The following is a 12,672-nucleotide window of genomic DNA, read 5'->3' on the forward strand; positions in this document are numbered from 1 at the left end:
GCAGATGAGCGGCGTGGCCCCCGACCCGGCGGCGACCCCGCCGCAGTCGGTGCGTCTGCTCAACCTGCCGAACGCCCTCACGGTGCTGCGGCTGGCGGTGGTGCCCGTGCTGGCCGTGCTGCTGCTGCGCGAGGACGGTCTCGACGACGCCGGGCGCTACTGGGCCACGGTCGTCTTCGGCCTGGCGATCATCACCGACCGCTACGACGGGCTGATCGCCCGGCGCACCGGTCAGGTCACCGAGTTCGGCAAGCTCGCCGACCCGATCGCCGACAAGGCGCTGACGGGCACCGCGCTCGTCGCCCTGTCCGTGCTGGCGCTCCTGCCCTGGTGGGTGACCGCGGTCATCCTGGTCCGCGAGGTGGGGGTCACCCTGCTGCGGTTCTGGGTCATCCGCCACGGCGTCATCGCCGCCAGCCGCGGCGGCAAGGCCAAGACCGTGCTGCAGTCGCTCGCGATCGGCCTGTACATCCTGCCGCTCAGCGGCGCCCTGGCCACCACCCGCTGGTGGGTCATGGCCGCCGCCGTGGTGCTCACGGTGCTGACCGGCCTGGACTACGTCTACCGCGCCATCACGCTGCGGCAGACCAGTGCCCGGGCCATGCGGGCGGCGACCGCCCGCCGCCAGTCGGGTGCCGACCCCTCCACCCGCCGCGACACCGCCGCCTGAGCGGTCGTGGCCACCGCAGACGGCTCCGCCGCGCTCGAGGCGCTCGCCGCGGATGTGCACCGGGCGCTGCAGTCCAGGGGCGCGACCGTGGCGGCCGCGGAGTCGCTCACCGCAGGGCTGTTCTGCGCCACCCTCGCCGCCGTCCCCGGCGCCAGCGCCACGCTGCGCGGCGGGGCCGTCGTCTACGCCACGGATCTGAAGACGGTCCTCGCCGGCGTGCCTGCCGACGTGCTGGCGGCCTCCGGGCCGGTCAGCCCGGAGACGGCGGCGGCGCTGGCGGAAGGCATCCGTGCCCGGTGCTCGGCCACCTTCGGCATCGGGCTCACCGGGGTCGCGGGCCCCGGCGAGGTGGACGGGCACGGCCCCGGCCGGGTGTACCTGGGGCTCAGCGACGGGCAGCGCACCGACGTCGTCCGGCTGGACCTGCCGGGAGACCGCGCCGCCGTGCGCGCGGGCGCGGTGGCCAGCGCGTTCACCGCCCTGCGGGACCGGCTGCGTGGAGCGGGCGACGGGAACGCCGAGCCCGGGGACGGCGTTACGCCATGAGCGGACTCGGCCCCGTCGGCGGGCTGACGGCGCACGCGCCGCGTACCGTGAGCCCACGGTGCCGGACGGCACCGCCGCTTCCCCGCTCGCAGGACAGGAGACGGCCATGACGCTGCTGCGCACCCAGCTCGGGAACACCCTGCGCGGCCACCGGCTGCGTCAGCACCGCACGTTGCGTGACGTCTCCGGTGCTGCCCGGGTCAGCCTCGGGTACCTCTCCGAGGTGGAGCGAGGGCAGAAGGAGGCCTCCTCGGAGCTGCTCGCCTCCATCTGCGACGCGCTCGAAGTCGAGCTGGCCGACCTGCTCGCCGAGGTGAGCCTCGAGCTGCGCGGTGCCGCCGCCGGCGCGGAGGTGCGCCCGCTGGCGGCCTCCGGCGAGGCCGCCCCGGCAGCCGAGACCGCCGAGGCACCCGTCCCGGTGGACGCCGGCGCCGAGCCCGCGCTGGCGCTGGTCGGCGCCGGGCAGCAGGGGCGCACCGCGCGCCGACGCGACGCGGTCTCGCTCGCCGCCTGACCGCCCGTACTTGACGGCGCCGCCCGTCGGTGCGAGACAGGGCACGTGCTCCCCGACCCGGATCCTGGTGCCGTGCCGGCGCGTCCGGTGCCCGACCGACGGGCCCGGGGCGGGATGAACCGCACCCGCGCGGGGCTGCTCGAGGGCGCCACGCGCGCGTTCGCCGCTGCCGGGCTGCGGCGCAGCACGATGCAGTCGGTCGCGGCGGCGGCCGGGGTCGCCAAGGCCACCCTCTACAACCACTTCCGCACCAAGGACGACGTGGTGCGCGCGCTGCTGGCCGCGGAGCTGCACCGCCTCACCGACCTGGCGGCCGGGCTGCCCGCGGCCGAGGCCCTCGCCGTGCTCGCCGACGAGCTCGCCACGCACCCGGTGCTGCGCCGGCTGGCCGAGACCGAGCCCGACCAGCTGGCCGGGCTGCTGGCGCCCGGCGCCGAGACGTGGGCGGGCCTCACCGGCCGGCTCGCCGTCGTCCTCGGCGTGGACGACGACGGCGCGCAGCTGGCCGGCCGATGGCTGCTCGGCGTGGTGCTGCAGCCAGGGCTCACGACGCAGCGGCGCCGGCAGGCGGCGCTGCTCGGTCAGCTCCTGGATTCCGCCGGCTGAGCCGGGTGCTCCAGGGGCAGCCGGCGGGTGAACACCACCCGGTCCTCGTCGGGACCCGCGTGACCCGCTGAGGGCGCCGAGTGTGCCCCGAGGTGGGCGGCCAGGGCGGCAGCCCCGGCGTCCCCGGGCAGGGCGACGGCCTGGAGGACCCGGGCGCCCACCCCGGCCGCGAGGCCCGCGAACCGCTCCAGCAGCCGGACGGCGACGCCACGGCCGCGGTGGGCCGGGTGGACGGCCACGGCCTGGACGACGGCGAGCCGGTCGGCGCTCACGACACCGAGCAGGTACCCCGCGTCCTCGTCGTGCGGCGTGAGGGCGACCGCCCCGAAGCCACCCAGCTGGTGGAAGAACACCGGGTCGTGCAGCGCGGTGACGGCGGCGTCCTCCAGGGGTGAGCCGGCCCAGAACTCGGCACGCCGGGCGAGCAGCCGGCCGCGCAGCGCCCCCGCGGAGAGCTCCTCGAGACCGACGAGGCGGAGGCCGGCGTCACTCACCGGGGCCCCCGCGCCGCCGCCAGCTCCGCGCGGGTGGGCGGATCGGCGCCCACCCGGGTGCAGTTGACCGCGGCGACGAGCGCGGCGTCGTCGAGCAGCGCCAGGAGCTGGTGGTCGGGAGCGGCCGCCAGGGCGGCTCGCGTGGTGAGTCCCGCGCCCAGCAGCCCGGTCAGCAGCCCGGCGGCCAGCGAGTCGCCCGCTCCCACCGTGTCGACCACGGCGACGCGGGGGCTCTCGCGGTGCTGCACCGGCCGGCCCGGACGGGCCATCCGCAGCGGAGCGCCGCCGTCGGTGAGGACGACCAGCGCCGGACCGCGGTCGGCCCAGCGCCGGGCGGCGTCGTCCAGGTCGGTGACGCCCGGTTCCAGCCAGGCGAGGTCCTCGGCGCTGACCTTCACCACGTCGGCGTGGCCGACGAGCTCGTCCAGTCGGCTGGTCACGGCTGCCCGGTCGTTGCCCAGCGAGGCGCCGACGGGCCCCTCGGCCAGCATCGGGCGGATGTTGGGGTCGACGCTGACCAGCGCGCGGCCCGACAGCCGGCGGACCAGCCGGGAGATCGCATCGCTGCCGGGCTCGGTCCAGCTGGAGATCGAGCCGACGTGCAGCGCGCCCACGTCCTCCGGCAGCACCCGGTCCAGCTCCTCGTCGGTCCACTGCCAGTCGGCGGCGCCGAGCACGTGGAAGCCGTAGTCCGGGGAGCCGTCGGCGTCGACCCCGACGACGGCCAGGCTCACCGGTTCGGCGGCCTCGACGAAGCCGGTGGTGTCGACGCCGGCCAGTTCGGCGTGCCGGCGCAGGTTGGCGGCCAGCGGGCCGGTACCCAGCCGGGCGAGCAACCGCACCGGGGTCTCGAGGCGGGCGGCGGCGACGGCGACGTTCAGCGCGTTCCCCCCGGGCCGCGCGACGTAGTGCGGCGCCGTGCTGCTCTCGCCGGCCCCGGGCACGGGCAGCAGGTCGACGACGAGCTCGCCGAGGACGCAGAGAACGGGGCTGGCGGGCGGCATTCTGCGCACCCTAGCCGCGACGCGGCTGGCCCGCGTTGGCTGCCGAGGGTGATCACCTGGGACGATGCTGGGGACGAGCATCGCCGGTCCGGCGAGTGCGCCGGAGCAGGAGGACCCCATGCCCAACCCGTTCGTGAAGCTGTGGAAGTACCTCACCGCATCGGCCAATGCGCAGATCGACCAGCGGGCGGACCCGAAGGTGCAGATCGCGCAGGCGATCGAGGCGGAGCAGCAGCGGCACCAGTCGCTGGCCAACCAGGCCGCCGCGGTGCTCGGCAACCAGCGGCAGCTGGAGATGCGGCTCAACCGCCAGCTGGGCGAGGTCGAGAAGTTGCAGTCCTCGGCCCGCCAGGCCCTGACGCTGGCCGACCAGGCCCGCGCCAAGGGCGACGCGGCGAAGGCGGCCGAGTACGAGCAGGCCGCCCAGGCGTTCGCCACCCAGCTGGTGGCTGCCGAGCAGTCGATGGAGGACCTCAAGCGCAGCCACGACGAGGCGCTGCAGGCCGCCGAGCAGGCGCGCGGCGCGGTGGAGCAGTCGCGGATGCGGCTGCAGACGACGCTGGCCGAGCGCACCAAGCTGATGAGCCAGCTCGAGCAGGCGAAGATGCAGGAGCACGTCGCCAACTCGATGCGTCAGGTCAACGAGCTCTCCGCGCCCGGCAACACCCCCAACCTGGGGGAGATCCGCGACAAGATCGAGGCCCGCTACGCCAACGCGCTGGGTCAGGCAGAGCTGGCGCAGACCTCGGTCGAGGGCCGGATGCTCGAGGTCGAGAAGGCGACCCTCGACGTGGCCGGGGCCTCGCGGCTGGACCAGATCCGCGCCACGATGGGCGGCGGGACGCCGGCGGTCGAGGCCGGCGGCGCCGCGGGTGCGATCGAGCAGGGTGCGCCCGCGCCGGAGCAGGCCGCCCAGCCGCAGGCGCAGCCGGCGGAGCGCCCCGAGCAGGCCTGAGCAGCTAGCGGTAGACGGTCACCGGCTGCGGGCGGTCCGGCTCCCCGGTGCGGGCCTGCGGGTCGATCGGGGAGCGGGCCGCCTGGCAGCGGGGGCACCACCACGTCACGCGCTCCTGCGTCGGCAGCCCCTGCTCGCCGAGCAGGATGGCCGTTCCGCACCGGAAGCAGGGGCGGCCCTTCCGGCCGAAGACCCAGTGGTCGCGGCCGCGCCGCGGGTCGCCGGTGGTGTTCTGCTCGGGGTGGTGCAGGTTCGCGCGCATGAGCCGCTGAGCGCGCTCGACCAGCGGAGCCAGGCGGCCGTCGACGTCGGCCACCCGCGCCCACGGGTGCAGGCCCAGCAGGAACAGCGACTCGACCTTGTAGAGGTTGCCGATCCCGGCGAGGTTGCGCTGGTCGAGGATCGCCACGCCGACCTGCTCATGGGGATGGGCGCGCAGGCGGCGCAGCGCCTCGTCGAGGTCCCAGTCGGGACCGAGCACGTCCGGCCCGAGGTGGCCGACGAGCTGCTCCTCGTCCGTGGTGGGCACGAGCTCCACGTCGTGCAGCCGGTAGCCGACGCACTCCCACTCGTCGGTGGCCAGCACGATGCGGACGTCGTGGGCCGGGCCGCCCTTCCAGCGGGTGCCGGGGCGGTGGATGTGCCAGCTGCCGTCCATCCGGAAGTGGGTGCGGAGCGTGCGCCCGTCGGCCAGGCGGATCAGCAGGTGCTTGCCGCGAGGGAGGACCTCGGTGACGGCCGCGCCGGTGAGGTCCAGCGCGGCCAGCTGGGGGAGCCGGAACTCGCCGCGCCGCAGCGTGGCCCCGGCCAGCGCGGTGTTCATGCGCTCGGCGGCCAGCCAGACGGTGTCTCCCTCGGGCACGTGTCCATGATCCCCGGCGGTGGGCCGGCCTGCCCCTCCGGTGTGAGAGCCCCGACAACCGGGATGAGCGGCGGCGCTGTGCGCGCTGAGAGACCCACGTGAGCGTCCCCCTACGTCTGCGTGCCGTCTCCGGCCGTACCGAGCCGGTCGTGCCCGCCCCCGAGCCGGTGACGGTGACGGTCGGCCGCGTCGTCCGGGCCGACCGGCGGGCCGCCTTCGAGCGGGCCGCGGCTGCGGTGCTGGCGGAGGCCGCGAACTTCCCCGGGAACCTCGGCGCCACCCTGCTGCGGCCGGGCGCCGGGAGCAGCGAGTACCACCTGGTCTACCGGTTCGCCGACGCCGATTCGCTGGCGGCCTGGGAGAACTCGCCGCAGCGCCGCGACTTCCTGGCCCGGCTGCCCGGCATGGTCGAGGACGAGCGCTACGCCCGGGTGGCGGGCCTGGAGGGCTTCTTCGCGGTGCCGCCGAAGCCGGGGCCGGCATGGCGGAGCTGGCTGCTCACGGTCGCCGTCGTCCTGGTGTTCACGTCGCTGTTCCAGGTGGTCGCCGTGCCGCTCGTGGGCGGGTGGCCCTGGCCGCCGCGGCTGCTGCTGTCGGCCGTCTTCGTCGTCTCGGCGCTGCGGCTGGTCATGCCGCGGCTGAGCCGCCGGCTGGCGCCGTGGCTGCAGGGGTCGCGCCGCCGCTGAGCCCGTCCGGCCGGGCTCAGGCGCGCAGGCGCAGACCGCGGGGGGTGGCCGCGAAACCGGCTGCCTGCAGTGCCTGGGACAGCGCGGTGTCCTCGTGCACCGAGGCGCCGTCGGCCTTCTGCACGACCATCCGGCCCAGCGCACCCGCGGACACCGCGCCGGAGAGCGCCGTCGCCGCCTCTTTGAGCACCTGCTCCTCCTCGGTCCAGGAGAGCAGCGTCTTCCCACCGCGCTCGACGTAGAGCACCAGCTCGCCGTCGACCAGGACGACCAGCGCTCCCGCCTTGCGCCCGGCCCGGTGCCCGGCTTTCCGTCCCGCGCCGGTGCCCTCGCCGAGGTCCACGGCCGCCTCGCCGGCCGCGACCGTGCGCTCGGGCCAGGGCAACGCCGCCCCGTAGACGTTGGCCGGATCGGTCGCGGCGAGCACGACGGCGCTCGCCGGCACCCGGTCGGGCGAGGCGAAGCTGCGCAGCCGGTCGACCGATCCGGGCGTGCCGAACTGGGCGGCCCCGAGGGTCTCCACGAAGTAGCCGCGCCGGGCCCGGCCGTTCTCCTCGAACGCCCGCAGCACCGGGTAGACGGCGGAGAAGCCGCCGACGACCTGCTCGGCCATGACCGCGCCGCGGGTGAGGACGCCGTGCCGCTCCAGCAACGCCTCGGCCCGTGCCGTGGTGCGCCGGGTGGCGTTGGCCTCCCGGTCGGGCAGCCGCGACCAGCGCCCGGCCACCGTGGGCGGGCCGCTGCGGGTCGGCATCGCGCCCCGGCTCAGCCGCGGGCGGCCGTACCGGTTGCGCGTGACCCGCGGGGGAGCGGCGGCCCGCTTGTGGGTGCCGCCCCCGCCGAGCCGGGTGCGCAGCGGGGCCAGGGTGTCGTTGGTCAGCGCGCCGGCCCACACCAGGTCCCACACCAGGTCGGCGAGCGCGGCGTCGTCGGTGGCGCCGAGGGCATCGGAGAGACCCCGGAAGAACATCGCCTGCCCACCGGCGAGCAGTTCGAGCAGCGGCTGCCCCTCACCGGCGACCTCCAGCTGCTCGGGCAGCAGCAGCGGCGCCAGGTCGGCGGGCACCAGGCTGAGCCAGCCGTCCCCGCCGGGCAGCCCCCCGGCGCCGGCCCACAGCACCTCGCCTGCGCTCGTGAGCTCGTCGAGCATGGCCGGCGAGTAGTCGCGCACCCGCGCCGGCAGCACGAGCGACTCCAGCGCGCTGGCCGGTACCAGGGCACCGGCCAGCTGCTCCACGACGGCGAGCACTCCGTCGGCACCCCGCAACCGGCTGCCCACCGACTGCCAGGAGGGCGTGAACCGGGCCAGCGTGCCGGTGGGCACCGGCTCGACCTCCTGCCGGAGTTTGGCCAGGCTGCGCCGCCGGATGGACCGGAGCACGTCGGCGTCGCACCACTCCTGCCCGGTGCCGCCGGGGCGGAACTCCCCGGAGACGAGCCGCCCGGTACCGGTGAGCCGCTGCACCGTCGCGGTGACCACGGCGACGCCCAGGCCCAGCCGGGTGGCGGCCTCGGCGGGCTGGAAGGGGCCGTGCGTGCGCGCGTAGCGGCCGACCAGGTCGCCGAGCGGGTCGGCGACGGGCTCGGTGAACACCTCGGGCACGCCGACGGGCAGCGCGGTGCCCAGGGCGTCCCGTAGCCGGCCGGCGTCTTCGATGGCGACGTACCGCTCCTCGCCGGCGATGCGGACGACCAGGGCCCGGCGGGCGGCGACCAGCTCGTCGAGCCACTCCCGGGGCGCGCCTCGGCGCGCTGCCTCGGCGGCGGTGAGGTCCCCGACCACCCGGAGCAGGTCGCCGGCGCCGTCGACGTCGCGGGGGTGGCGTTGCTCGGGCAGCCGCTGCAGCTCCGCCTCGATCTCGGCGATCGCCTCCGCGTCGAGGAGCTCGCGCAGCTCCGAGCGGCCGAGCAGCTCCGCGAGCAGGCCGGTGTCCAGGGCGAGCGCCTGGGCCCGGCGCTCGGCCAGCGGGGCGTCACCCTCGTAGAGGAACTGGCCGACGTAGCCGAACAGCAGCGACTGGGCGAACGGTGACGCCGTCTCGGTCTGCACGTCGACCACCCGCACCCGGCGGGCCCGCACGTCGCGCATCAGCTCGACCAGCCCGGGCACGTCGTAGACGTCCTGCAGCACCTCGCGCGCCGCCTCGAGGGTGATCGGGAACGAGGCGAACTCGCTGGCGACCGAGAGCAGCTGGGCGGCGCGCTGCCGCTGCTGCCACAGCGGGGTGCGGCGGCGCGGGTCGCGGCGGGGGAGCAGCAGCGCGCGGGCGGCGCACTCGCGGAACCGGCTGGCGAACAGCGCCGAGCCGCCGACCTCCGCGGTGACCTCGCGCTCGACGTCGTCGGGATCGAGCACGGCCAGCTCGCCCTCCGGTGGCTCGCCGGTCGTGTCGGGCAGCCGCAGCACGATGCCGTCGTCGGAGTGCATGGAGGAGACGTCGACGCCGTAGCGCTCCCGCAGCCGCGCGGCGAGCACCAGCGCCCACGGAGCGTTGACCTGGGCGCCGAAGGGGGAGTGGACGACGAGCCGCCAGTCGCCGAGCTCGTCGCGGAACCGCTCGACCAGCAGCGTCCGGTCGTCGGGCAGGTGGCCGGTGGCCGCCTTCTGCTCGCCGAGGTAGGCCGCCAGGTTCGTCGCACCCCACTCGTCCAGCCCGGCGGCCCGCGCCCGCTCCAGCCCGGCCTCCGGCGTCGCCGAGCCGACCTCCCGCAGGAACGCCCCCAGCGCCCGGCCCAGCTCGAGCGGCCGGCCGGGGGCGTCGCCGTGCCAGAACGGCATCTTCCCGGGCTGGCCGGGCGCGGGGGTGACCAGCACGCGGTCGTGGGTGATCTCCTCGATCCGCCAGGACGAGGAGCCCAGTAGGAACACGTCGCCCGCCCGCGACTCGTAGACCATCTCCTCGTCCAGTTCGCCGACCCGGCGGCCGCCGGCCCCCTCGCCACCGACCAGGAAGACGCCGAACAACCCGCGGTCGGGAATCGTGCCGCCGCTGGTGACGGCCAGCCGCTGGGCACCGGCGCGGGCGGTGAGCGTGTCGGTGACCCGGTCCCAGGTCAGCCGTGGGCGCAGCTCGGCGAAGGCGTCGGAGGGGTAGCGCCCGGCCAGCATGTCCAGGACGGCGTGCAGCGCGGACTCCGGCAGCGAGGCGAAGGCCGCCGAGCGCCGCACCAGCGCGCCGACCTCGTCGACGGTGCGTGGGCGCTCGGCGACGATCGCGACGATCTGCTGCGCCAGCACGTCCAGGGGGTTGCGCAGGTAGCGGATCGACTCGATCGCGCCGGCCTTCATCCGCTCGGCCACCAGCGCGCACTGCACCAGGTCGCCCCGGTACTTGGGGAACAGCACCCCGCGGCTGACCGCCCCGACCTGGTGCCCGGCGCGACCGACCCGCTGCAGCCCGCTGGCGACCGTGGGCGGCGCCTCGACCTGGAGGACGAGGTCGACCGCGCCCATGTCGATGCCGAGCTCGAGGCTCGAGGTCGCGACGACGGCGGGCAGGCGGCCGGATTTCAACGCCTCCTCGACGACGGCCCGCTGTTCCCGGGAGACCGAGCCGTGGTGGGCCGCGGCGACGGGCTGGAACGCCTCCGGGAGGCCGCCGCCGGAGCCGGCCTGGGCCATCAGGGCGGCGGCGTTCGTGCCGGGCGGGACGGGCTTGCCGGTGGTGCGCTCGTAGGCCAGCTCGTTGAGCCGGCTGGTCAGCCGCTCGGCCAGCCGGCGGGAGTTGGCGAACACGATCGTGCTGCGGTGCGCCTGCACGAGGTCGAGCACCCGCTCCTCGACCGCCGGCCAGATCGAGTTGCGCGGCTGGTGCCCGGCCGCCGAGCCGTCCAGCTCGCCGGTCGGTTGTCCCAGCTCGCTCATGTCCTCGATCGGCACGACGACCGAGAGATCCCAGCGCTTGGTCGAGCCGGGGGAGACCACCTGCACCGGCCGGCCGCCGGCGAGGAAGGTGGCGACCTCCTCGATGGGGCGCACGGTGGCCGACAGGCCGATCCGCTGCGCCGGCCGGTCGAGCAGCTCGTCGAGCCGGTCGAGGGAGACGGCGAGGTGGGCGCCGCGCTTGGAGTCGGTGACCGCGTGGACCTCGTCGACGATCACCGTCTCGACGCCGCGCAGCGCCTCCCGCGCCTGGCTGGTGAGCAGCAGGAACAGCGACTCCGGCGTGGTGATGAGGATGTCGGGCGGGCGGCGCGCGAAGGTGCGCCGCTCGTCGGCGGGGGTGTCGCCCGAGCGGATCCCGACGCGGATCTCCGGCCGCGGCAGCCCCAGCCGTGCGGCGGCCTGGCCGATGCCGGCCAGCGGCGCCCGCAGGTTGCGCTCGACGTCGACGGCCAGCGCCTTGAGGGGGGAGACGTAGAGGACCCGGCACCGCGTCCGCTCGTCGGCCGGCGGGGTGGCGGCGAGCCGGTCGAGCGACCACAGGAATGCCGCCAGGGTCTTCCCCGACCCGGTCGGGGCGACGACGAGGGCGTGCTCGCCGCTGCTGATCGCCTGCCAGGCCCCGTCCTGGGCGGCCGTCGGCTGCTCGAACGCACCGGTGAACCAGGCGCGGGTGGGCTCGGAGAACCGGGCCAGCGCACCGGGGGCGGGAGTCGGGCGGGCGGGCACGCGCTCAGTGTCCCCGCCGTGTACGACACTTCGCTGACCGGCGGGCGCCGGACGGCGGGACCTCCCCGCCCGGGAGACGGGAGTGCACGTGCCACCGCTGCAGCAGCCCGAGGCCACCATCGACGTCGCCGGCGTGCAGCGCCGCACCCTGGGTGTCCTCAGCGGCGGTGTGGCGCTCGCCGGGCTGGGCGTCACCGTCGGCATCACCGCGGGCGGGTTGCTGGCCCGCGACGTCGCCGGCACCGACACCGCCTCGGGCCTGGGGCAGACGGCCGGTGTCCTGGGGGCGGCGGTGCTTGCGGTGCCGCTGGCGCGGATCAGCGACACCGCGGGGCGGCGGGCCGGTCTGGCCACCGGCTACGGCGTGAGCGTCGTCGGCGCCGTCCTCACCGTCCTCGCCGCGGCGGCGTCGTCCCTGCTCCTGCTCCTGGCCGGGCTGTTCCTGTTCGGCGCCGCGACGGCGTGCGGGCTCCAGTCGCGCTACGCCGCGGCGGACCTCGCCGCACCCGAGCGCCGCGGCCGGTCGCTGTCGCTGGTCGTGTGGGCCACGACCGTCGGCTCGGTGGTCGGCCCCAACCTCGCCGCACCGGGCGCCGAGCTCGGCGAGGCCCTCGGGCTGCCGGCGCTCGGTGGCGTCTTCGTGGTGTCGGCGGTCGTGTTCGCGCTCGTCGCCGTGGGCTTCCTGCTGCTCCTGCGGCCCGATCCGCTGCTGGTGGCCCGGGCGCTCGGCGGAGGCGACGGCGGTCCCCGGCCGCGGCACGCCACCGGGGCCGCTCTGCGGGCGGTGTGGGCGACCCCGGCCGGGCGGCTGGGGATCACCGCGGTCGTGGTGGCCCACTCGGTCATGGTCGGGGTCATGGTGATGACGCCGGTGCACATGGGCCACGCGGGCGGGCCCGAGGGGACGGTGCTCCGCCTCGTCGGCCTGGTGATCAGCGTGCACGTCGCCGGCATGTACCTGTTCTCCCCGCTGGTCGGCATGCTCGCCGACCGGGTCGGCGCGCCGACGGTCGTGGCCCTGGGTGCCGTGCTGCTGCTGGCCGCGGCCGCCGTGTCGGGGACGGCGGCCCCCGCCGACTCGGTGCAGCTGGGCGCCGGCCTGCTGCTGCTCGGCCTGGGCTGGTCGTGCGGGCTGATCGCGGGGTCGGCGCTGGTCACCGCGTCGGTCGGCCCGGAGCTGCGGCCGACCGCGCAGGGCGGCACCGACCTGCTGATGGGGCTCGGGGCCGCGCTGGCGGGGGTGGTCGGGGGGCCGCTCCTCGCCTGGGGCGGGTTCGGCCTGGTGTCCGCCGTGTCCGCCGCGCTGGTGCTCCCGCTGGTGGTGGTGTGGCTCGGGACGCGGGTCAGCGCCCGCGGTAGTTCCTGATCAGCACCACGATGATCGCGACGAGGGCGACGACGATGCCGATCTCGAGGACGGTGTCGAGCGTCGCGGAGCCGGTGCCCGGGATCATGCGCGCCAGCCTAGGGCGGCACCGGCGCGAGCGGGGCCCGGCGGGTTAGCGTCGGGGTGTGCGCCTGCAGGAGTTCTGGTCCCGGCTCGACGGTCAGTTCGGGTCCATGCGCGCCCAGAGCGTGGCGCGCGACCACGTCTTCTCCACCCTGGGCGGCCGCACCGCCGTGGACGCCATCGACGAGGGCGTGCCGGTCCGCAAGGTGTGGCTGGCCATCTGCGAGGACTTCGACGTGCCCGTCAAGGAGCGCTGAGACGACGCCCACGGCC

12 protein-coding genes are annotated in these 12,672 nt (G+C 76.3%); 8 read left to right on the forward strand and 4 right to left on the reverse strand.

The annotated features are described in order from the left end of the window. Positions 1–4 precede the first annotated feature (4 nt). The 4 genes from pgsA (at position 5) to ACI8AG_RS07510 (ending at position 2,336) form a co-directional block, all read left to right on the forward strand. Positions 5–670: a CDP-diacylglycerol--glycerol-3-phosphate 3-phosphatidyltransferase gene (gene pgsA / locus ACI8AG_RS07495; protein WP_456596515.1), complete on the forward strand. Its 666-nt coding sequence runs from the start codon at positions 5–7 to the stop codon at positions 668–670. Between the two features lie 6 nt (positions 671–676). Continuing rightward, positions 677–1,216: a CinA family protein gene (locus ACI8AG_RS07500; RefSeq protein WP_456596516.1), complete on the forward strand. Its 540-nt coding sequence runs from the start codon at positions 677–679 to the stop codon at positions 1,214–1,216. 106 nt (positions 1,217–1,322) lie between these two features. Continuing rightward, complete coding sequence (locus ACI8AG_RS07505) at positions 1,323–1,730, forward strand: helix-turn-helix domain-containing protein (protein ID WP_456589346.1); 408 nt, start codon at positions 1,323–1,325, stop codon at positions 1,728–1,730. Positions 1,731–1,802: 72 nt separating this feature from the next. Next, the gene (locus tag ACI8AG_RS07510) at positions 1,803–2,336 is read left to right on the forward strand and encodes a TetR family transcriptional regulator (RefSeq protein WP_456596517.1); all 534 of its coding nucleotides are present in this window, start codon (positions 1,803–1,805) and stop codon (positions 2,334–2,336) included. On the opposite strand, the gene ACI8AG_RS07515 is transcribed toward ACI8AG_RS07510, so the two are convergent. Both ACI8AG_RS07515 and ACI8AG_RS07520 read right to left on the reverse strand, forming a co-directional pair. Then, positions 2,312–2,830 (reverse strand): GNAT family N-acetyltransferase, encoded by a 519-nt coding sequence (locus ACI8AG_RS07515; protein WP_456589348.1) that lies wholly within the window; start codon positions 2,828–2,830, stop codon positions 2,312–2,314. The genes ACI8AG_RS07510 and ACI8AG_RS07515 overlap by 25 nt on opposite strands. Beyond that, positions 2,827–3,834: a PfkB family carbohydrate kinase gene (locus ACI8AG_RS07520; RefSeq protein WP_456596518.1), complete on the reverse strand. Its 1,008-nt coding sequence runs from the start codon at positions 3,832–3,834 to the stop codon at positions 2,827–2,829. Before ACI8AG_RS07520 ends, ACI8AG_RS07515 begins: the two co-directional genes overlap by 4 nt. 118 nt (positions 3,835–3,952) lie before the next feature. On the opposite strand from ACI8AG_RS07520, the gene ACI8AG_RS07525 reads away from it, so the two are divergent. Further along, positions 3,953–4,789 carry a PspA/IM30 family protein gene (locus ACI8AG_RS07525; protein WP_456596519.1) on the forward strand — a complete coding sequence of 279 codons (837 nt, stop codon included), beginning with the start codon at positions 3,953–3,955 and terminating at the stop codon, positions 4,787–4,789. Between the two features lie 4 nt (positions 4,790–4,793). On the opposite strand, the gene ACI8AG_RS07530 is transcribed toward ACI8AG_RS07525, so the two are convergent. Continuing rightward, entirely contained in the window at positions 4,794–5,651 is an 858-nt protein-coding gene (locus tag ACI8AG_RS07530) for a DNA-formamidopyrimidine glycosylase family protein (RefSeq protein WP_456596520.1), read from the reverse strand. 149 nt (positions 5,652–5,800) lie between these two features. On the opposite strand from ACI8AG_RS07530, the gene ACI8AG_RS07535 reads away from it, so the two are divergent. Then, positions 5,801–6,337, forward strand: a complete 537-nt coding sequence (locus tag ACI8AG_RS07535; protein WP_456596521.1) for an antibiotic biosynthesis monooxygenase — start codon at positions 5,801–5,803, stop codon at positions 6,335–6,337. 16 nt (positions 6,338–6,353) lie between these two features. Here ACI8AG_RS07535 and ACI8AG_RS07540 read toward each other — a convergent pair whose 3' ends face one another. Next, complete coding sequence (locus ACI8AG_RS07540; protein WP_456596522.1) at positions 6,354–10,949, reverse strand: ATP-dependent helicase; 4,596 nt, start codon at positions 10,947–10,949, stop codon at positions 6,354–6,356. 88 nt (positions 10,950–11,037) lie between these two features. On the opposite strand from ACI8AG_RS07540, the gene ACI8AG_RS07545 reads away from it, so the two are divergent. After that, complete coding sequence (locus ACI8AG_RS07545; protein ID WP_456596523.1) at positions 11,038–12,315, forward strand: MFS transporter; 1,278 nt, start codon at positions 11,038–11,040, stop codon at positions 12,313–12,315. A gap of 146 nt (positions 12,316–12,461) precedes the next feature. After that, positions 12,462–12,656 (forward strand): DUF3046 domain-containing protein, encoded by a 195-nt coding sequence (locus ACI8AG_RS07550; protein ID WP_456589355.1) that lies wholly within the window; start codon positions 12,462–12,464, stop codon positions 12,654–12,656. Positions 12,657–12,672: the final 16 nt, after the last annotated feature.

The organism is Blastococcus sp. SYSU DS0552 (genome assembly GCF_054050815.1).

Coding starts and splice junctions, on each gene's coding strand:
- pgsA (WP_456596515.1), top strand. CDS start 5: ATGAGCGGCGTGGCCCCCGACCCGGCGGCGACCCCGCCGCAGTCGGTG.
- ACI8AG_RS07505 (WP_456589346.1), top strand. CDS start 1,323: ATGACGCTGCTGCGCACCCAGCTCGGGAACACCCTGCGCGGCCACCGG.
- ACI8AG_RS07520 (WP_456596518.1), bottom strand. CDS start 3,834: ATGCCGCCCGCCAGCCCCGTTCTCTGCGTCCTCGGCGAGCTCGTCGTC.
- ACI8AG_RS07525 (WP_456596519.1), top strand. CDS start 3,953: ATGCCCAACCCGTTCGTGAAGCTGTGGAAGTACCTCACCGCATCGGCC.